This window comes from Paenibacillus sp. OSY-SE (assembly GCF_000283315.1).
Taxonomy (GTDB): Bacteria; Bacillota; Bacilli; order Paenibacillales; family Paenibacillaceae; genus Paenibacillus_B; species Paenibacillus_B profundus.
Genome location: NZ_ALKF01000190.1, coordinates 92,348 through 112,044, shown reverse-complemented (window position 1 = coordinate 112,044; position 19,697 = coordinate 92,348). Strand labels below are relative to the sequence as shown.

Genomic DNA, 19,697 nt, shown 5'->3' with positions numbered 1-19,697 from the left:
ATGATGACTTACTTATGGGCCTTCATTATCGGGGGACTCATTTGTGTGATAGGCCAGCTAATGTTTGATGTGGCTAAGCTGACGCCGGCGCATACGATGAGCATCCTTGTCGTGACAGGCGCGATTGTCGATGGCTTTGGCTGGTATGAGCCGCTGATCGACTTTGCTGGCGCAGGCGTGACCGTGCCGATTACAAGCTTCGGGAACTCGCTCGTTCACGGTGCACTGACGGATTTGAAGTCAGATGGCTGGGTCGGAGCTGTAAGCGGAATTTTCAAGACAACGAGCGCCGGAATATCGGCGGCCATCGTCTTCTCCTTTCTAGCTGCCTTAGTCGTGCGCCCGAAAGGCTAGTATATGTGCGTGTTCAACCTCTATATGTAATGGTATCCATAACGATAAGCTCCGAGCCGATCCATGGCAACGGGGCTTTATTTTTTTGCTAAAGCTTCCAAATCTATTCGGACGATCCGCACATGTACCTTATTCCTAGAATGGTGTAAAATGAAAAAATGTAAGCGCAGCTCATGTGATCCAGCTCATAAGACATATTGTGAATCCGCCAAATTTTTAATATTGAAGGGGAGGTCGTTGCCATGCCATCCTATCATTCACTGCATTCCGTTATGAAGCAGATGCAATCGACATTGGAACGATGTATTTTGGGAAAAGCATTTGAAATTGAATTGCTGCTCACTGCCTTGCTTGCCGGCGGCCACGTCCTCATTGAAGATGTGCCGGGCACAGGCAAGACTCAACTTGTGAAGTCACTCGCCCGTACGATGAGTGGACAATTCCGCCGAGTTCAATGTAATCCGGATATACTGCCTACCGATATTACCGGAGTTTTTATTTTTCATCCGAAAGAGCAGCAATTCGTGTTTCGGCCAGGTCCGGTGATGACGAATGTGCTGCTCGTCGACGAGATTAACCGCGCGACGACGAAGACGCAGTCGGCGCTGCTTGAAGCGATGGAGGAGCACCACATTACAGTAGACGGCGAGACATTCGACTTGCCTTCGCCGTTTGTTCTCTTCGCAACGCAGAATCCGATTGAATTCGAGGGGACCTTTATGTTACCGGAAGCGCAGCTTGACCGATTCATGTTCAAGGTTCATCTCGGGTATCCGGACGAGATGACCGAACGGACGATGCTGGCCCGTCACATGGAAGGACTGCCTTCGGAGAGGGTTGAATCGGTGACGGACATTGCTGCAATCAAAGAAATGCAGGAAGCGGTTCGCTGCGTTCATATCGATGATGCGGTCGCTGCATATATCATTGACATTGTGCGCGCGACACGCGAACATCCTCATGTCGTCTTGGGCGCAAGCCCGCGTGCTTCAGTCTCTTTGATGCAAGCAGCCAAAGCCCGCGCTTGGATTCGCGAACGAAGCTTCGTTACGCCAGATGACGTGAAAATATTGCTTCCTTATGCGCTGAATCATCGCCTCGTGCTTGGCATGGAGGCAAAAATGGACGGGATAACTGCCAATCATATTTTGCGGGAAGTGGTGCAGAACATACCGGTACCGATTCGAATGGGGATATGAACATGAATAACATGGAACTTGTTCCACGCCAAGGTCGTTCGCGCAAGCGGTCGATTGTTATCGCGGTTGGAATCTATGTCTCGTGTCTGTTCTATTTTCTATTCCAAGGCGGTAAGACTTCATTTATGCTTCTGTCGATGGCGACGCTCCTTGCGGTCTACTGGTTGTCCGGATTGGCAGGAGGTATTCGCAGAGTAAGCGGAGAACGCATGCTAGGAGCCGGGATGAGCAAGTTCGTTCCTGCACGTTCCAGACTTAATGTATCTGTGAGGATTACCGTCCCTGGCTGGTTTCCGCTTCCATATGTTATTGTGCGAGAGGAATTGTTGCGTTTCGGAGAGCGTTACTATGAGGAAGAAACCGTCGTCACATTGGATGCGAAGCGTACAGCCGTGTTGTCTTATCGTACGCCGTTTTTACAGAGAGGCTGGTACCGTTATGAGGCGACTTCATGCTGTTCACGGGATTTATTCGGTGTGTTCGAGCATCATGGCAAGTTCGAAGCTCCCGCAGCCTTCTATGTTATGCCGACAACCGTGTCCATTCCGAGGTGGAATCAGGCGGAGCGGCAGGACGGTCAAGGTCATCTAGAGCAGAACCGCCATATAAGAAGAAGGGAATCCACCCAATTAAATGGAGTGCGTGAATACGTCCATGGCGATCGGCTCTCGCGCATTCATTGGAATGCGACCGCAAAGACGGGGGTATTGAAATCGAAGCAGTTCGATCACGAATCTTTTTCTCCCATTCTCATTGTGTTGGATGTGAGAGCTGCGCTTTACGAGGAAGCGAACGCCTTTGAGACGGCCATAAGCGCGGCTGCTTCATTGGCTGACTATGCTAGAACACATGAGAGGCCGGCTTACATCGCTGCCATTGGCAACGGACTGAAGTGGTGGGATGCCGATACAGTTCGTACGCAGTCGCTATCCTTCAAGCAATGGTTGTCGGCTGTGCATCGGGAACGGACAGAGCAGGAAGATGGCCGCATTTACAAGCAGCTTATGGAGCATAGCTTACGCTTAAATGGCGCTGCGGTTGCTTGGATTAGCGGCGGATTAACAGGCGAGGACATATCAGCAGTCAGTTCCTTTTTCAAGGCAGGGGGATATGGCACTTACCTTCACATTCAGGGCAGCGATTATGCCCCGGCAGACAATGCTCGGATTCGAATGCTTGGGAAGCATCGATTCCAATATATTCCGCTTGGCCAACTTCAACAGTTGCCTCAGCTGCTGGGAGGTGAGGCACGTTGAATCTCGTGAGGCGATCGAACACGACGAAGCGTTCGGCATCACAGAAGCCGCCTTCGTCAACGAAGTACTTACAGCAGTTTCTGTTCTCGTATTGGGATGAAAGGCTAGTATGGACTTGCCTAATCGCAATGTGCTGGCAATGGATCGTCATGCTTGAGCCGTACTGGTTCGAAGAGACGATTGTTATGTCCAAGGCATCCTTGATTGTGCTCTGGGTCGCTTCTCTCCTCTTTCCCAGACATTTTTCCGGGAGACTCTTCATCGGTCTTCCTCTAATTTTGTGGGTCGTCTATAAAGAACTCATTCAATACGATCTATGGGTTGCCGGCAGCAAAATATCGGAATCATTAGTTTCCTTCCATCCTTATATTTGGTTTGTGCTCGGCTTGTGGCTGGTCTACGAAGCTATTGGCCAAATTGTCAGAGGAAGCGGCAGGGTTATTATTTGGCTTCTTATGCAAATTATCGTATTTGGAATATTAGACTCCTTCACGGAAACGATGCTCTGGGAGCAAGTGGCTTGGATTGTCGGCGCTTCATTAGTGTGGCTCATCACTTTGCATTTTGGACAAATGAAGCAGCAGTACCCCCATATGTGGCGCAACTCGTTGCGTTATCCGCTTCAAATGGGGATGAGTGCCTTCTTTATCATTGCCGTTATCATGTCTATCGGAGTTAGCGTGCCAGAGTTCGAACCGATTTTAACGGATCCTTATACCGCTTGGAGTAATCGCTACGGCGATGGTGACAATATCGTCAAGCGAATGATGTCGGACGTCACAGGCTCCAACGATGCGCCGCGCACGAGCACATCGGGGTACAGCCAGCAGGATAGCCAGCTCGGGAACGGGTTTCAAATGGACTATATGCCTGTTATGACCGTACAATCCGATGCGAGAGGATACTGGCGGGGTGAGGCAAAGGAGCTGTACACCGCAAGGCTGGAGGGATCTGAACCGGACCGACGGGCAGGAACGAGTGAAAACAAACACGCGTATTGAATCGGAAGGTGCGCCATCTAGCGATATACAGACCCGTGAGATTAAGCAGACATTCCATATGTTGAGCGGACAACCATATCCGGTGCTGTTCGGCATGCAGGCGATTGAATCCATTAACGACATTAAGACCGAAAATATCGGTGAGCTCTGGTGGAATGGAAGAGATAGCGAGATTCATTATATGGGTTCGCCAAGTGCTCCATATCCGGAGAGCTACACGGTGAATTCCCGGGTTCCTGTCGTGTCGGAGGAGAAGCTGCGCCAAGCTTCTGCAGGTGATGACAACGCCGCAGAGCATCTCGGCTTCAGCAAGTACATTCAACTTCCGGAGAAGCTGCCGCCCCGTGTGCGCGATCTTGCCGAGCAGTTGACGGCTGATGCGACGAACAATTACGATAAAGCGAAGCAAATCGAGAGCTATTTGCGCAGCCAGTTCCAGTATACGAATACACCGGATATCTCACTGCGCACCAGTGAAGATTTCGTAGATGGGTTCTTGTTTGAAGTGAAGGAAGGGTATTGTGATTATTTCTCAACGGCGATGGCCGTGATGCTCCGCTCGGTCAACGTGCCGACCCGCTGGGTCAAAGGCTATGCGCCAGGCGTGCGTGAAGGCATGAGCGAGCATATGATGCTGGGCCAATTCGATCCTGATTCCGGTGGAACTTTCCGTGTAACGAATGCAGATGCTCATTCATGGGTGGAAGTGTATATGGGCGATTACGGTTGGATCGCATTTGAGCCAACACCTGGATTCAGCTTGCCTCGATGGGAACCGAAGGAAGAAGAGAAGACTGAACCAATAGCGGAGCAAGAGAAGAACAAAGAGAAGGATGAGGACAAATCAGCTCCGGGCCAGCAAGATCAGACACAAGCGTCTTTACCGGCTTGGGTGACAACAGTAGCTCGAATCATCGTCCTTGCTGTCCTTATCGGTGCGCTTGTGCTTCTCTTATGGAGATGGCGCTCGGTTGGTTTCTCGCTGCGGTGGATCCGCATGTTGAAGCGCAATCTGACGCCTGATGAAAAAATTGTTCTGGAGACCGAAATGTGGATCAGTTATTGCCGCCTGAAGGGGTTGCGCAAAGCGCCGCATGAAACGGTTCGAGAAGCGGCCTTCCGTTGGTGTAGAGGCAATGATGAACGCTATGCCTCCGTCAATACGATCGTTCCACTGTTTGAACAAGCAAAATATGGTCACGATCTCACTCAGGAAGCAGATATTGAGCGATTGAAAGCCGCTGTCCGTCAGTTTAAACGGGCGGGATGATTATAGAACGTAACGAATGGATACGGTAAAATGAAACAGAGAGAAAGGTAGAGAATGAGCTCGTGATTGTGACGATTACATGTCGTTCCGCACAGGAACGGCATTTTTTTGCACGAAAAACAAAGAATATGGTATAGTTTTTCGTATGAAAACGAGGTGACTGCTTTGTTGGAAGGGCTTATTCCCCGTCTTCGGGTAAGCACGGTCTATGATATTGATCTGGCTATGCTTAAGGAGAAAGGGATTCAAGGGATTATTACAGACTTGGATAATACCCTTGTAGGTGCGAAAGACCCTCTGGCGACACCGCAACTAGCCGCATGGCTGGAGGAAGTGAAACGCCAAAAATTTAAAGTGGTTATTGTATCGAACAATGATCATACACGCGTATCCCGCTTCGCAACGCCGCTCGATATTCAGTTCGTTCATGCGGCGCGCAAGCCATCGCAAAGAGCCTTTCATAAAGCGCTTCAGCTAATGGGGCTCACACCAGATCAAACGGTCGTCGTCGGCGACCAGATGCTTACAGATGTTCTTGGAGGCAATCGCATTGGTATGTTTACAATATTGGTCCAGCCGATAGCCATTCAGGACGAAGGTTGGATGACACGCGTCAATCGACGCATCGAGCGCATCGTTACGGCTCGACTGCGTAAAAAGGGATTGTGGCACGAGGAGGAACGACATTGAGTGATGAAACAAAAGAGGCACGAGCTTGCAGTGGTTGTGGCGTAACGCTGCAAACGGAGCATTCTGAACAACCAGGATATGTGCCGGCAAAAGCATTGGAACGGACGCCGATCATTTGTCAGCGCTGTTTCCGGATTAAACATTATAACGAAGCGGCTTCTGTCGCAATAGACCAGGATGAATTTTTACGCATGCTGGGACGCATCGGCAAGGAAGACGCGCTCGTCATTCATATCGTTGACTTGTTCGATTTTGATGGGAGCGTCATTTCGGGGTTGCAGCGCTTCGTTGGCACCAACCCGGTGCTGCTGGTCGTGAACAAAATTGACTTGCTGCCGAAAGCGACGAACTGGAATCGCATTACGAATTGGGTACAGCGGCAGGCGAAGGAGCACGGCTTGCGCATCGTTGACGTCATTCTCGTCAGCGCAAAGCGCAACCTTGGCTTCGATCGACTGGTAGACCAGGTGGGTGAGTGGCGGCAAAGACGCGATGTGTATGTCGTCGGTGCTACCAATGTCGGAAAATCAACCCTGATTAACCGTCTCATCAACGATTACAGCGATATGGAACAAGAATTGACGACGTCGCGCTATCCGGGTACGACACTCGATGTTGTGCATATTCCGCTTGATGACGGCAAGCATATTATCGATACACCGGGAATTGTATACCCGAGCCGCATGACTGAGCTGGCGCATCGTGATGATTTGGGCGCGCTGCTGCCTGACAAGCCGTTGAAGCCTGCAGTATATCAGTTGAATGAAGGGCAGACGTTGTTCTTCGGCGCTTTTGCGCGTTTCGACTTCGTGGAAGGGGAACGCCAGTCATTTACTTGCTATGTGTCGAATGGGCTTCCGATTCACCGGACCAAGTTGGAACGGGCTGACGAGTTGTACCGTGACCACCGCGGCGATATGTTGGCTCCGCCTACGCGTGAACGTGTGGACGAGCTGCCTGCTTGGACGAAGCATCAATTTCGAATTGCGCGTGGAAGCGAGACGGACGTCTTTATTTCAGGTCTCGGCTGGGTAACTTGCAACGGAACGACCGGGGCGCTGGTGGAGGTTCATGCTCCCAAAGGAGTAAAGGTGCTGACACGCCATTCGTTGCTTTAAACGATAATGTTTTATACAAACATGGGTAGGGAGCGTAGAACGATGGAACCGGATGCGGTAGTATCAGTGGGGAATGTTCGGGCGTTGGACAGTTCAACGACGTTGTATGCGGTCATCGGCGATCCGATAAAGCATTCCAAATCACCGCTCATGCATAACGCGGCTTTGCAGAGCCTTGATGTAAACGGGATCTATACCGCATTTCATGTGCTGCCGGATGAGCTGGAGCAGGCCATAAAGGGAATTCGCGCGCTTGGCATCGGCGGAGTTAATGTGACGATTCCCCATAAAGAACGTGTCATGGCGTATTTGGATAATATCGACGAAAGCGCCCAAGTTATCGGAGCGGTCAACACGATCGTCCGCCGCGACGGGAAGCTTATCGGATATAATACGGATGGTCTCGGCTATGTACGATCTTTGAAGGAAGAGATGATTCCACAAGTTTCTGCAGCTCGGATTCTGTTAATCGGTGCCGGCGGCGCGGCACGCGGAATCGCCTATGCACTGTTGAAGGAAGGCTGCCAGGAGCTAATCATTGCCAATCGGACGGTCGAAAGAGCGCAGGCGTTAGCCGACGATTTGTCTCCTTATGGTCCGATACGTGTCGTGCCGTTGCTGGATGCTCCAGTCATCGATGCGGAACAGGTTGATATCGTCATCAATACGACATCTGTCGGCATGCATCCTGACGTTGCAGCCATTCCTCTCAATCCGGATTGGCTGCAGCCTCATATGATTGTGAGCGATATCGTCTATAATCCGCTCGAGACCGCACTGGTGCAGGCCGCACAGCGGACAGGCTGCCGAACGCATAGCGGCCTCGGAATGTTCGTCTATCAGGGCGCGATCGCGTTTGAAATGTGGACCGGCAAACAGGCTCCTGCGGAGCTGATGAGACAAGAAGTATTACGTACGCTATAATAAACTGCAGGCGAACTCGTTCGGATTGTCGATGTCGGCATGGAAGTTAGTGAGGCCGCAGGTTACTTCATGTGCGTGCTCGAAAGGGACTTTTTGAGTACCTTTTTCAAGAATTTTATAACATTATGATACAGATAAGGCAGGTAAACATATGCTAACGGGTAAACAGAAACGCTATTTGCGATCTCTCGCACATCATGTACAGCCTATTTTTCAAGTAGGCAAGGGCGGAACGAACGATCAACTCATTCGTCACATTCAAGAAGCATTGGAAGTGCGCGAATTGATTAAAGTGTCGATCTTGAATAATTGTATGGAAGATCGCTATGAAGTGGCAGAGCAATTGTCTTCACGTTCGGGTGCAGAGCTTGTACAGGTTATCGGCAAGATGATTGTCCTGTATAAGGAGTCTGAAGAGAAAAAACAGATTGAATTGCCTTAATCGGCACAGGAGGCCTACCCATGAAACAAATCGGCATCATGGGCGGTACGTTTGACCCGATACATCTCGGACATCTGGTCGCTGCGGAGTGTGCGCTGGAAGCGGCACGGCTGGATGAAGTGTGGTTCATGCCGGCTAGCGTTCCTCCACATAAATCCCGCCAGCCGTTCGCTTCTATTGAGCAACGTCTGGAGATGACGAAGCTTGCGGTGCAGGGAAATCCGTGCTTTCGAGTGAGCGACTGGGAGTATGCGAGCGGAGGAGTATCGTATACAGTAGATACTGCAACAGGCTTGCGGGAGACGCATCCAGATGTGGAATGGTCATGGATCATCGGAGGCGATATGGTCGCTTATTTGCCGCAATGGCATCGTATCGATGAATTAATGACCAGCATAACATTTATTGGGCTCCGACGTCCGGGAACGCCGTGGCACTTGGATATGCTGCCCGTTGCATGGCGTGAACGCATTAGCGCTGCATACATGCCGCAAATGGACATATCGTCTACGATGATTAGACAGCGCCTTGCTGAGGGCAGATCCATTCGTTACTTGGTGCCGGATGCGGTTGAACAATATATAGCAAGGTGGGGGCTTTATGAATCAAGTACGCGAAGAAATGATTGAGTCCGTCCAAGCTCAAATGCCGGAACAGCGCTGGCAGCATACTCAAGGAGTAATGGATACGGCGATCCGGCTCGCGAACAAATACGGAGCAGACCCAATCAAGGCGGAGGCAGCAGCCATTCTGCATGATGTAGCCAAATACTGGCCGACGGCGCGAATGGAAGAGATCATCCGCGAGCAGCATATGCCGCCGGAGCTGCTGCAGCATGACAAGCAGTTGTGGCACGCTCCTGTCGGAGCATATGTCGCTCAGCATGAATATGGGATCGAAGACAAAGAAATACTGGATGCCATACGGTATCATACATCAGGACGCGTTCATATGACGCTGCTGGACAAAATCGTATGTTTGGCAGATTATATCGAACCTGGACGCGATTTTCCAGGTGTTGACCGCATACGCGAGTTGGCAGAGCGCGATGTGAACACGGCCCTCGTAGCGGGGTTTGATTCGACGATCAGCTTCTTGCTCGCCAAACGCAGGCGCGTCTTTCCGCTTACGATACTGGCAAGAAACAGTTTGATTGAAGAGCTGGAACAAGAGCTTTACAAATGAGATGGAGGTTGAACAATGGCAATCACTTCAAAACAATTGCTTGAGATCGCCGTAGACGCGGCTGAAGATAAAAAGGCGATGAATCTCGTCGTCCTGGATTTGCAAGGCATTTCCCTCATAGCGGACTACTTTGTCGTCTGTCACGGGAACTCGGACACTCAGGTCCAAGCTATTACGAACGAAATTCGCAAGCGCGCACATGAAGCAGGCGTTCACATTCGCGGTACGGAAGGGTTTGATTCGGCACGCTGGGTTCTTGTGGATATGGGCGATGTCATCGTGCATGTGTTCCATCGCGACGAACGGGAATACTACAGCATTGAGAAGCTGTGGTCCGATGCGAAAGTTGTGGAAATGGCATGACCTTGGTTGCAGGTATGATTCAACAATTAACGGTTGCGCGTGAAGTCTCTCCATATGGTTATTTTTTAACAGATGGCGAACTGGACGTGCTGCTGCACTACTCGGAAATGACCGGACCGATAAAGCCAGGCGAACAGGTGGATGTATTTCTGTTCTTCGATACAGAAGACCGACTAGCCTCCACGATGAAGCGCCCGTATTTGACACTTGGCGAAGTAGCTTGTCTGAAGGTGGCCGATATCCACCCGAAGTACGGCTGCTTCTTGGAAATGGGCATTGGACGCCAATTGCTGCTGCCGAGGGGCGAACTGCCGGAATACGAACCGCTTCATCCTCAGTTGGGTGATGATGTGTACGTCAAAATGGCACACGATAAGTTTGGCCGTCTCGTTGCACTTCCCGCGCGGGAGGACGATTTGATTCCGCTCGTTTTTCATGCGCCGGAAGCATGGCTCAATACTTGGCATGAGGCGATTGTGTACCGTGCTCTGAAGATGGGGACGTTCTTCGTGATCGACGGCGCTCCGCTTGGCTTCGGCATCATCGGCCTGCTGCATGAATCCCAACGCCCGCGGCCGCTCCGGCTCGGTGAACGGGTTCGTGTTCGAATTACGCACGTGCGCGAGGACGGGCGCGTAAACGTCACGACCGCAGAACGCAAGGAAGTCGGCATGGATAAGGATGCGGATCGGTTGTTCCGTTTCTTGAAGGAGCGCCCGAACGGGACGATGCCATACTCGGATGAGACGCCGGCTGATATCGTGAAGCAGCGCTTTAACATGAGCAAATCCGCATTTAAGAGATCGATCGGCCGCTTGATGAAAGCGGGACTTATTGACCAGAACGGAAGCTGGACGGAGTTGACTCAAGCAGGGAAGGATCTGGCAGCCGATGAATTGGCGGGCGTGCTGCAGCAGGCGCAGTCGGAGCCGCGCAAGCCGAGCCGTTAAAAGAGGTTGTCCAAAAGGGCCCCTTTTCAGCACCGGACTTTCGAGAGTGAATGCAGGATTCGATGTTGAATGACATCTTAGGATGCTTCGTAATCAAAAAGGGACGGGATGAGGAAGGACGAGAGTAATGGAATCGTACGGTCGATTTGCAGAGGTGTATGACCGCTTAATGGCGGATATGCCCTATGAAGAATGGATTGCTTTCGCCGAAGCGGCATGGCAGCGATACGGAAGCGGGAAGCCTGAACGCGTTGTTGATCTTGGATGTGGAACTGGCAATATTTCACTGCCGTTAGCGGCGCTAGGCTATGAGGTCATTGGGATAGATCTATCTGAGACGATGCTATCCATCGCCCAGAACAAGATGGCTGCTCATCCTCCGCTGCAGGGGAACATGCAATGGGTGTGCCAAGATATGCGTCACTGGTCAGTTCCTAATTCCGTGGATGCAGTCGTTTCCTTTTGCGATTGCTTGAACTATATTACGGAACAAAGTGAAGTCAAGCAGGTGCTCCAGGCGACTTACGACCAGTTGCGTCCGGGTGGAATATTTCTCTTCGATGTGCTGTCTATACGCCAATTTGAAGAGTATGCGAGTACGCAGCCTTTTGCCTATGATGAGGAAGACATCGCCTACATATGGTTCTCCGATTTCGATGAGGGACGCAAGGAGATCGAGCATCAGCTGACGTTGTTTGTTCGTCAAGAGAACGGCGGTTTGTTTGAACGGGTGGATGAAGCCCATGTGCAGCGCGCCTATGATATTCAGTGGCTTGCACAAAGTTTAAGAGATGCCGGTTTCAATAAGATTGAGATGTTTGCCGATTTTACATGGGAGAAGCCGGATGCTGATGCGCAGCGAATTTTCTTCGTCGCGGTGAAAGAGGAAGCAGCGTGCTCGTGATGCGACAAACATTGACAATATGCGTTTTTTTCTTTACAATATAGCTACTTGCGACTGATCGCAGGTACATACACGTTACATTTGAATAGGTGTAGCAAAGACAACGAAGAGGAATAGTAGCTTGTCGACCATCTGTCAGAGAGCCGGTGTTGGGTGGGAACCGGTGGTGGAAGAAGGTGAACTCGCCTCAGAGTCGCGCAGCGGAAGCGGAAGGGCTATGCTGCGACGCGTCACCCGCGTTACAGGTGCAGAGGGAGTGAAAGGCAAAGCATGTCTTTCGCTAACTAGGGTGGTACCACGGGAATTATGCCTCTCGTCCCTAGCGATTACGCTACGGACGGGGGGCTTTTTTGCTGAATAATGGAGTTACGGCGTTGCATTATTACAGCTTGCATTATTGCTTAGGCACTTCAATGTGGCTTGCGCGTGCAGCTACATGGTGCAGCATGAGGAGGATTAGGATGAGTCAAGAAATAAAACAACAGCATGGCTATCAGCCACAATCCATCGAGCCGAAGTGGCAAACGTACTGGGATGAGCAGAAGACGTTTGCGACGCTTGAAGACGAAGATAAGCCAAAGTTCTACGCGCTCGATATGTTCCCTTATCCATCCGGCGCGGGCCTTCACGTAGGCCATCCGGAAGGATATACAGCAACCGATATCATCTCCCGTTACAAGCGGATGCAAGGATATAACGTGCTTCATCCGATGGCATGGGACGCCTTCGGACTGCCTGCCGAGCAGCATGCGCTCGATACGGGCGAGCATCCGCGCGACATTACGGTGAAGAATATCAACAACTACCGCCGCCAGATTAAATCTCTCGGCTTCTCGTACGATTGGGACCGCGAATTCAGCACGACCGATCCCGATTATTACAAATGGACCCAATGGATTTTCATCCAGCTGTACAAGAAGGGGCTTGCATACGTCTCGGAGCTTCCGGTGAACTGGTGTCCTGCGCTCGGTACGGTGCTGGCGAATGAAGAGGTTATCGACGGCAAGTCCGAACGCGGCGGCCATCCAGTCATCCGCAGGCCGATGCGTCAATGGGTGCTGCGAATTACAGAATACGCGGAGCGGCTGCTGGAAGATCTGGAAGAGCTGGATTGGCCGGAAAGCATCAAAGACATGCAGCGCAACTGGATCGGCAAATCGAAAGGCGCGGAAGCGCGCTTTGCGATTGACGGATTCGAGGATGAACTCGTCGTCTTCACGACGCGTCCCGATACGCTGTTCGGCGCGACCTATTGCGTTCTGGCGCCGGAGCACGAGCTCGTAGAGCGAATTACGACTCCGGAACAGCAAGCTGCCGTGAAGGCTTACCAAGATCAAGCTGCGCGCAAGAGCGACCTGGAGCGTACGGACTTGGCGAAAGACAAGACGGGCGTATTCACGGGCACCTATGCGGTGAATCCAGCCAATGGAGCTAAGCTGCCTATCTGGATCGCAGACTATGTGCTTGCCGGTTACGGTACGGGAGCGATTATGGCCGTTCCAGGCCATGACCAACGCGACTGGGAATTCGCGAAGCAGTTCGAGCTTCCAATTGTGGAGATCGTTGCAGGCGGCGACGTAGCGAAGGAAGCCTATTCCGGCGACGGCGCTCACGTTAATTCCGACTTCTTGAACGGCTTGTCGAACGAGCAGGCGATGGCTCGCATGATTGAATGGCTGGAAGCGGAAGGCAAAGGGAAAGGCAAGATCACGTATCGTTTGCGTGACTGGCTGTTCAGCCGTCAGCGCTACTGGGGTGAGCCGATTCCGATTCTTCATCTGGAAGACGGCACGATAAAGCCGGTACCGGAATCCGAACTGCCGGTCATGCTGCCGGATATCGAACAGATCCGTCCTTCCGGTACGGGAGAATCGCCGCTTGCGAACGTGACCGAGTGGGTGAATACGGTCGATTCCGAGACGGGGCTCAAGGCGCGCCGCGAGACGAATACGATGCCGCAATGGGCGGGAAGCTGCTGGTATTACCTGCGCTTCATCGATCCGAAGAACGAGAATGAGCTCTGTTCGAAGGAGAAGCTGGCGAAATGGCTTCCGGTGGACTTGTATATCGGAGGAGTGGAGCATGCGGTGCTTCATTTGCTCTATGCCCGTTTCTGGCACAAGGTGCTCTACGATCTCGGTGTCGTGGAGACGAAGGAGCCATTCTATAAGCTGGTCAACCAAGGGATGATTCTCGGTACAAACGGCGAGAAAATGTCTAAATCCCGCGGCAACGTGATCAACCCGGACAATATTGTTAACGAGTTCGGCGGCGACACGCTCCGCATGTATGAAATGTTCATGGGGCCGCTGGAAGTGACCAAACCTTGGAACACGAACGGCGTGGAAGGCATGTTCCGCTTCCTGAACCGGATCTGGCGCTTGTTTGTAAATGAAGAGGACCAATTGAACAGCAAAATCGTTGACGGGAATGCGGACGATGCATTTTTGCGCACATGGCATAAGACCGTGAAGAAAGTTACCGAAGACATGGAGAACTTGCGCTTCAACACGGCGATTAGCCAGCTGATGATTTTCATCAATGAAGCGTACAAGACCGATGTTCTGCCGCGGCAAGCAATGGAGAATTTCGTGCAAATGCTGTCGCCGCTTGCACCGCATATTGCCGAAGAGCTATGGCTGCGTCTCGGCCATAACGAATCGATTACGTACGTGTCATGGCCGACTTATGACGAAGCGTTGACGATAGATGCCGAAGTGGAAATCGTCATTCAAGTAAATGGGAAAATAGCGGATCGCATGAACGTAGCTGCCGATGCTGACGAAGCTGCTATGCAAGAAAAAGCGATGTCCCTGCAGAACGTTCAAGATGCCATTGCTGGCAAGACCGTTCGCAAAGTCATCGCAGTAAAAGGCCGTCTCGTCAATATTGTGGTCGGTTAACTTCATGGTCGCAGAGTTGAGCGTGGACCTTCTCTAGGTCCTCCTCATATTTCGCGTGAGTGACTCCAATGAGCTTCTGGAACACACCTTCTAGTTCTTCATTCAACAGCCGCAGCGCCTCGGCGGTAATGCCGCCGGGGACCGCTACGCGCTGCTGCAGCAGCTCGAGCGTAAAGCCGCCTTCCGTTAACAGCTTGCCTGTTCCCAGCAACATTTCGCACGCCAGACGCGAAGCTTCTTCCTGGTCAATACCGGTCTCCTCTACAGCGGCTTCCACCCATTTTTGCAAGAAGAACGCAATAAATGCCGGTCCGCAGCTCGCCAAATCCGAAGTGATGCGAGTGAACTGTTCCGATACTTGCAGCGGACGACTGATGGCCATCATCAACTGCTCCAGCAGCAATCGATCTTCGGTCTGAATGCGGCCCCCATACATGCATAGCGATGCCCCGCTCCATACATAATTTGTGATGCTCGGAATAATTTTAGCGATTTTACAGTTTAAGCTATTTTCCAAATGCTTGATCAGAACCGGACTTGTGATGGACACAAGGATGAGTTCAGATCGCGCTGTCCCAGCGATCTCATCCAGCACATGCTTGAATTCCGATGGCTTAACGCATAAGAAGACGATGTCGCTCTGCTCCACCGTCTCCGTATTGCTAAGTGCGACTTGAAGTCCGGGGTATTGAGAAGCAAGGTTTTGCACTTTCTGTATCGTACGGTTGCTGGCAATGACCTGCTCCGGTTCCAAGGCTCCCGATTGAATGAGTGCTTCAATGATCGTCGAACCCATACTGCCCGTACCGATAAATCCGACCTTCACGGATGTTCCCTCCTTTGCTACACACTATTCATTTAACGCTGTAAAGCCACATTATACGATTAGCGCATGTTACTTCAAACTATATGATGGATTGGTTGACCATTATACCCTTATCGCTCTGTCGAAAGGAGTAGTAGCATGAAAGATTTCAAAATACCGTTCTCTTCTTTTTTGCAGCGCTGGTTCATGGGAACTAGCATCGCAATTATCGGGTTGGCCCTATGTATGTGGTTATGGCTCAGACCGCAGTGGGAACAAGAGACGGAGTCATGGCAACCTGTTAATGATGAAATTGCCCAGTTGCTGGGACCGCTTGAAGGCACAGAGTCTAATGAAGCAAATAAGTCAGCGCCAAATCGTACGAAGACTGATAAGGCTGCGGCAGGCGAGCCGGCATCCTCATCGTCCTCACCTTCAGCCAAGTCTGCACTAAACGGATCCGAACAGTCGGCAGAGCCACCTTCTTCATCCGGCGCATCCGACGTAATGGACAAGGAGCCACATGCTAATCCGAGCCGAGCAGCGGCACAATCGGATCAGAGCACTTCGGGGGCTGGCGCTTCCAACTCTACGCAGCAGACAGATATAAGAGCATCTGAACCCCCGGCCGCCAACCGTTCAAGCTCAGCGAACTTGATTAATATCAATCAAGCGGACGCTAATCTCTTGACTGAGCTGCCAGGGATTGGACCGAGCAAGGCAAAGGCGATTATCGCTTATCGCGAGCAGCATGGGGCTTTCAACAAAGTGAACGATATAACAAAAGTGAAGGGCATCGGCCCCAAAATGTTTGCCAAGCTGCGCGACAAAATAAGTGTCGAGTAATGGCATACAGTTGCATATCACAGCAGGCCTGCTTACAATATAAGTGCGTGTTCAAAAGGGGGCCTTTTGAACAGCCTCTATAGGGTGAAAACACATAAGAACTAAGGCAGAACGAGACAGGGGATTGTGATGTCATGACAACGACAACGACAACGCGCAAAGATTGGGACACTTACTTCATGGACATTGCGTATATGGTTTCTACACGTTCGCGCTGTCCGAGACGGCATGTCGGCGCAGTGCTTGTGCAAGGAAAGAAGCTGCTTGGCACAGCTTACAACGGGGCGCCTATGGGGGTTCCGGACTGTAGTGAAGCGGGCTGTATGATCGCGGAGCAATATGAAAAGGTCGTCATAGACGGTCAAGAGCAAATGGTGAAAAAGCAGCGCTGTATCCGCACGATTCACGCAGAACAGAATTTGCTTCTGTTCACCGATCGGATTGATCGAGAAGGCTCTACCGTATATGTGACGGATCAACCGTGCTGGACATGCGCCAATATGCTGGCCAACAGCGGCGTAACGGAAATTGCGTTTCACCGTCCGTATCCGAAGGACAGCGACAAAGTAAGGGCAATGATGGCACAGAAGGGAATCATATTCCGGCAATTGGACCATTATCAGCCGCCGCGCGAGACGGAGATGGAAACGATAAATTAATAGCATAATGGAATGATGATGGAGGAAGAACCTCTATGCAGCGATGAGTGTCGCTTCGTTAACTGTGGTTGATGGGGCGGGACAGGCATCGGCATAGAGGTTCTTTTTTTGTATGGAACAGGAGGCTTGAAATGCTGCAACGACGACCGATAGTGGTCATAGCATGCTGCTTCGTTATAGGTGTTCACTTCGGTGCTACGCTAAGTGCAGGGGCGGCGCTCATCGCAGCGCTTGGCTTGGTTCTAATCCTGCCACTATGCTGCCGATTGAAGTGGTGCAGTTGGAGACTGGCTGTGCTTTATGCGCTTACGCTGCTACTGGCCGTCACTTATTTTATTTGGTCCGTACAGCTTGACCGCAGTTACTGGCCTGAATCCCACGGCGAAGGCGCATCAACTGAAGAACAGGCTGCCATATGGAACGGATTCATCTCTTCACCGGTCGAAAGGGATGGTGACCGTGTACAATTTCATTTTATGTCTACGGACTGGAAATCGACGGAAATGAATGAGCCTGCTCCTGCACGAGAGAAGCTTCTCGTTCAAGTGCGCTTACACATGAAACAGGAAATCGAAGCCGCTGCACAATGGAAAAGAGGTCAGCAGGTGCAAATTGCCGGTACATTGAGCTTGCCTGGCGAAGCGACGAATTTTGGCGCCTTCAGCTACCGCGATTATTTGCGTACGGCACGCATCCATTGGATTGTTAAAGTGAGCGGGGCAGAACAAGTAACAGATACAGCATCGGAGGCTGCTATCTCGCTCCTGGACATACAGTGGACAGTTCAGAAAATGTTGGCTTATATAGACGGACTCAGAGAACATTTATCTGGATTGCTGCAGCGACTGTATGAACAGCCTCATAGCGGCTATGTTCAAGGGTTGATTTTGGGCAGCCGCCTCGAATTGGATCCGAATACGTATCAGCAGTTCTCAGAGCTGGGATTGACCCATGTGCTCGCCATTTCCGGGCTGCATGTCGGCGTATTCGTAGGTGCGTTGCTAGGTATGTTCCGTCTGTTAAGAATGACGAAAGAGACGAGCATTGCAGCGGTACTATGGCTCATTCCATTTTACGTGCTGCTTACCGGAGCAGCAGCTTCTGTAGTGAGGGCGGGAATGATGTCCATGGCAGCACTGTATGGACTGCGAAGAGGGTGGCTGAAGGACGGATTGCACATCTTGTCCGCAGCCTTGTTGCTCATGCTTCTATGGCAGCCGCGCTATGCGCTGCAAGTTGGATTTCAGCTGTCCTTCATCGTAACGGCAGGACTTATCGTATTCGTCCCGCATGTGGTCCGTCTGCTTCCGGCTTGGCCAAGCTGGCTCACTTCTTCTATTGCCGTGACGCTCGTAGCACAAGCCGTATCATTTCCGGTAACCGTCTATTATTTTAATCAATTCTCGTTGCTGTCCTTCGGCGCTAACTTCCTGCTTGTACCATTTATAAGCATGGGTGTGCTTCCGCTAGGAACGATTTCACTGCTTGCAGCCGCGATATATGAACCGTTAGCTCGGCCAGTCGCCTGGATTGTAGTGCGGATGAACGATCTGACCTTTACCATCGTCCAACGACTGAGCCTAATCGAAGGGACAACAGTCATATGGCCAACGCCGCACATATGGTGGATTATTATATATTATGTCAGCCTGAGTCTGCTCATCGTTTCCATGGTCCGATGGATGAACACATATCGCCTTCAACGCCGCTTCCGCCGCCAAACCGGCAGCGCATCAGAAGATACACAACCGCTAGATACGTTTATTACGCTGCGTTCGGTTACACCTCGGTTCGTGTTATCTGGTCTGCTCGGTGCCTCGCTTCTATTCGGGACGATTATTTACACGGGATATCATAGGGAACGCTCTCTGGATGCCACTATCAGCATCATTGATGTGGGGCAAGGCGACAGTATTCTCATTCGGACAGCAACCGGGCGCCATATCTTGATTGACGGCGGGGGAACCGTTAATTTTCGCAAGCCTGCAGACCGCTGGCGGGACCGCCGGGTGCCGTTTGAGGTAGGGGAGAAGGTCGTTGTACCTCTTTTGAAGCAACGGGGAGTCAGAAGCTTGGATGCCGTCGTGCTGACGCATGCTGATCAGGACCATGCGGGCGGTCTGCAGGCGGTGCTGGAGCAAATTCCGACGAAGCGATTCGTCATGAATGGAACATGGAAGTCGTCCGCTTCAATGCATTCGCTCTATCGGACTGCGCTGCAGAAACAAATACCAATTATAAAGTGGGAACTGGGCGATACGTGGTCGCTTGATGCATGGACACAAATCAAGGTGCTATATCCCGAAGCATCGTCCGCAGGGAATCATATTTCTACATCGGACCAACAAAACGATTCTTCTATTGTTCTGCATGTGACACTTACACATCCACGCAGCAAGGAGCAGTCGTCCATTTTACTGACTGGTGATTTGGAGGCGGACGGGGAGCAGATGATGCTTACGAATTCGGACATATATGAATCCCTGTCGATCGATGTGTTGAAGGTGGCGCATCATGGAAGCAAAACTTCGACGACTCCCGAATGGCTGCAAGCGTGGCAACCACGCCTTGCCGTTATTTCCGCAGGCCGCAACAATCGATATGGTCATCCGCATCCGCTCGTGCTGGAGGCACTGTCACAAGCGAACGTGCCGGTGCTGCGCACGGATCTGAATGGTGAAGTACAGTTTAAGCTTACAGGCAGTGGATTGAAGGTACGCAAAAAGCATGATAGGATATTTCCATAGTATTTTTAAAAGCACGTCGTCTTGGCGTGCTTTACTTCATTCAAATTCCATTCAATTTAAATTGAATCATCTTACAATGAA

At 51.3% G+C, this 19,697-nt stretch carries 19 protein-coding genes and 1 other annotated feature; of the genes, 18 read left to right on the top strand and 1 reads right to left on the bottom strand.

Going from position 1 to position 19,697, the window contains the following annotated elements:
* The first annotated feature begins 3 nt into the window (after positions 1 to 3).
* The 15 genes from spoVAE to leuS all read left to right on the top strand — a co-directional run bounded on the left by spoVAE (position 4) and on the right by leuS (position 14,559).
* On the top strand, positions 4 to 354 hold the full coding sequence (gene spoVAE / locus A372_RS0119435) for a stage V sporulation protein AE (protein WP_026011174.1): 351 nt from the start codon (positions 4 to 6) through the stop codon (positions 352 to 354).
* A gap of 242 nt (positions 355 to 596) precedes the next feature.
* Complete coding sequence (locus A372_RS0119430; RefSeq protein ID WP_019422562.1) at positions 597 to 1,553, top strand: AAA family ATPase; 957 nt, start codon at positions 597 to 599, stop codon at positions 1,551 to 1,553.
* A 2-nt stretch (positions 1,554 to 1,555) separates the two neighbouring features.
* Positions 1,556 to 2,809 carry a DUF58 domain-containing protein gene (locus A372_RS0119425; protein ID WP_019422561.1) on the top strand — a complete coding sequence of 418 codons (1,254 nt, stop codon included), beginning with the start codon at positions 1,556 to 1,558 and terminating at the stop codon, positions 2,807 to 2,809.
* Positions 2,806 to 3,810: a hypothetical protein gene (locus A372_RS38725; RefSeq protein WP_237728570.1), complete on the top strand. Its 1,005-nt coding sequence runs from the start codon at positions 2,806 to 2,808 to the stop codon at positions 3,808 to 3,810. The genes A372_RS0119425 and A372_RS38725 overlap by 4 nt, the downstream gene beginning before the upstream one ends.
* The gene (locus tag A372_RS38720; RefSeq protein WP_237728569.1) at positions 3,788 to 5,080 is read left to right on the top strand and encodes a DUF4129 domain-containing transglutaminase family protein; all 1,293 of its coding nucleotides are present in this window, start codon (positions 3,788 to 3,790) and stop codon (positions 5,078 to 5,080) included. Before A372_RS38725 ends, A372_RS38720 begins: the two co-directional genes overlap by 23 nt.
* Before the next feature lie 165 nt (positions 5,081 to 5,245).
* Entirely contained in the window at positions 5,246 to 5,770 is a 525-nt protein-coding gene (locus tag A372_RS0119415; protein ID WP_019422560.1) for a YqeG family HAD IIIA-type phosphatase, read from the top strand.
* A complete protein-coding gene (gene yqeH, locus A372_RS0119410) occupies positions 5,767 to 6,888 on the top strand; it encodes a ribosome biogenesis GTPase YqeH (protein ID WP_019422559.1) in 1,122 nt (373 codons plus the stop codon). The genes A372_RS0119415 and yqeH overlap by 4 nt, the downstream gene beginning before the upstream one ends.
* Before the next feature lie 42 nt (positions 6,889 to 6,930).
* Positions 6,931 to 7,812 (top strand): shikimate dehydrogenase, encoded by an 882-nt coding sequence (gene aroE / locus A372_RS0119405; RefSeq protein ID WP_019422558.1) that lies wholly within the window; start codon positions 6,931 to 6,933, stop codon positions 7,810 to 7,812.
* 151 nt (positions 7,813 to 7,963) lie between these two features.
* The gene (gene yhbY, locus A372_RS0119400) at positions 7,964 to 8,254 is read left to right on the top strand and encodes a ribosome assembly RNA-binding protein YhbY (protein WP_019422557.1); all 291 of its coding nucleotides are present in this window, start codon (positions 7,964 to 7,966) and stop codon (positions 8,252 to 8,254) included.
* A gap of 20 nt (positions 8,255 to 8,274) precedes the next feature.
* A complete protein-coding gene (locus A372_RS0119395) occupies positions 8,275 to 8,883 on the top strand; it encodes a nicotinate-nucleotide adenylyltransferase (protein ID WP_019422556.1) in 609 nt (202 codons plus the stop codon).
* Positions 8,855 to 9,439 (top strand): bis(5'-nucleosyl)-tetraphosphatase (symmetrical) YqeK, encoded by a 585-nt coding sequence (gene yqeK, locus A372_RS0119390; RefSeq protein ID WP_019422555.1) that lies wholly within the window; start codon positions 8,855 to 8,857, stop codon positions 9,437 to 9,439. Before A372_RS0119395 ends, yqeK begins: the two co-directional genes overlap by 29 nt.
* A 15-nt stretch (positions 9,440 to 9,454) precedes the next feature.
* Positions 9,455 to 9,802 (top strand): ribosome silencing factor, encoded by a 348-nt coding sequence (rsfS, locus tag A372_RS0119385; RefSeq protein ID WP_019422554.1) that lies wholly within the window; start codon positions 9,455 to 9,457, stop codon positions 9,800 to 9,802.
* Complete coding sequence (locus A372_RS0119380) at positions 9,799 to 10,752, top strand: CvfB family protein (RefSeq protein WP_019422553.1); 954 nt, start codon at positions 9,799 to 9,801, stop codon at positions 10,750 to 10,752. The genes rsfS and A372_RS0119380 overlap by 4 nt, the downstream gene beginning before the upstream one ends.
* Positions 10,753 to 10,879: 127 nt before the next feature.
* On the top strand, positions 10,880 to 11,656 hold the full coding sequence (locus A372_RS0119375; protein WP_019422552.1) for a class I SAM-dependent DNA methyltransferase: 777 nt from the start codon (positions 10,880 to 10,882) through the stop codon (positions 11,654 to 11,656).
* Positions 11,657 to 11,750: 94 nt separating this feature from the next.
* Positions 11,751 to 11,980, top strand: a binding site (T-box leader).
* Between the two features lie 137 nt (positions 11,981 to 12,117).
* Positions 12,118 to 14,559 carry a leucine--tRNA ligase gene (gene leuS, locus A372_RS0119370; protein WP_019422551.1) on the top strand — a complete coding sequence of 814 codons (2,442 nt, stop codon included), beginning with the start codon at positions 12,118 to 12,120 and terminating at the stop codon, positions 14,557 to 14,559.
* On the opposite strand, the gene comER is transcribed toward leuS, so the two are convergent.
* Entirely contained in the window at positions 14,540 to 15,385 is an 846-nt protein-coding gene (gene comER / locus A372_RS0119365; protein ID WP_019422550.1) for a late competence protein ComER, read from the bottom strand. The genes leuS and comER overlap by 20 nt on opposite strands.
* Positions 15,386 to 15,523: 138 nt before the next feature.
* On the opposite strand from comER, the gene A372_RS35540 reads away from it, so the two are divergent.
* The 3 genes from A372_RS35540 to A372_RS0119350 all read left to right on the top strand — a co-directional run bounded on the left by A372_RS35540 (position 15,524) and on the right by A372_RS0119350 (position 19,616).
* The gene (locus tag A372_RS35540) at positions 15,524 to 16,210 is read left to right on the top strand and encodes a ComEA family DNA-binding protein (RefSeq protein WP_019422549.1); all 687 of its coding nucleotides are present in this window, start codon (positions 15,524 to 15,526) and stop codon (positions 16,208 to 16,210) included.
* A gap of 134 nt (positions 16,211 to 16,344) precedes the next feature.
* Positions 16,345 to 16,869, top strand: a complete 525-nt coding sequence (locus A372_RS0119355) for a deoxycytidylate deaminase (protein WP_019422548.1) — start codon at positions 16,345 to 16,347, stop codon at positions 16,867 to 16,869.
* A gap of 131 nt (positions 16,870 to 17,000) precedes the next feature.
* A complete protein-coding gene (locus A372_RS0119350; protein ID WP_019422547.1) occupies positions 17,001 to 19,616 on the top strand; it encodes a ComEC/Rec2 family competence protein in 2,616 nt (871 codons plus the stop codon).
* Positions 19,617 to 19,697: the final 81 nt, after the last annotated feature.

Excerpts from the sequence above, each read along its gene's own strand:
- A372_RS0119395 (WP_019422556.1), top strand. The coding sequence starts at position 8,275 with ATGAAACAAATCGGCATCATGGGCGGTACGTTTGACCCGATACATCTC.
- A372_RS0119350 (WP_019422547.1), top strand. The coding sequence starts at position 17,001 with ATGCTGCAACGACGACCGATAGTGGTCATAGCATGCTGCTTCGTTATA.
- leuS (WP_019422551.1), top strand. The coding sequence starts at position 12,118 with ATGAGTCAAGAAATAAAACAACAGCATGGCTATCAGCCACAATCCATC.
- aroE (WP_019422558.1), top strand. The coding sequence starts at position 6,931 with ATGGAACCGGATGCGGTAGTATCAGTGGGGAATGTTCGGGCGTTGGAC.
- yhbY (WP_019422557.1), top strand. The coding sequence starts at position 7,964 with ATGCTAACGGGTAAACAGAAACGCTATTTGCGATCTCTCGCACATCAT.
- A372_RS35540 (WP_019422549.1), top strand. The coding sequence starts at position 15,524 with ATGAAAGATTTCAAAATACCGTTCTCTTCTTTTTTGCAGCGCTGGTTC.
- A372_RS0119425 (WP_019422561.1), top strand. The coding sequence starts at position 1,556 with ATGAATAACATGGAACTTGTTCCACGCCAAGGTCGTTCGCGCAAGCGG.
- A372_RS0119380 (WP_019422553.1), top strand. The coding sequence starts at position 9,799 with ATGACCTTGGTTGCAGGTATGATTCAACAATTAACGGTTGCGCGTGAA.
- A372_RS0119430 (WP_019422562.1), top strand. The coding sequence starts at position 597 with ATGCCATCCTATCATTCACTGCATTCCGTTATGAAGCAGATGCAATCG.
- rsfS (WP_019422554.1), top strand. The coding sequence starts at position 9,455 with ATGGCAATCACTTCAAAACAATTGCTTGAGATCGCCGTAGACGCGGCT.
- A372_RS0119375 (WP_019422552.1), top strand. The coding sequence starts at position 10,880 with ATGGAATCGTACGGTCGATTTGCAGAGGTGTATGACCGCTTAATGGCG.
- A372_RS0119355 (WP_019422548.1), top strand. The coding sequence starts at position 16,345 with ATGACAACGACAACGACAACGCGCAAAGATTGGGACACTTACTTCATG.
- spoVAE (WP_026011174.1), top strand. The coding sequence starts at position 4 with ATGACTTACTTATGGGCCTTCATTATCGGGGGACTCATTTGTGTGATA.
- yqeK (WP_019422555.1), top strand. The coding sequence starts at position 8,855 with ATGAATCAAGTACGCGAAGAAATGATTGAGTCCGTCCAAGCTCAAATG.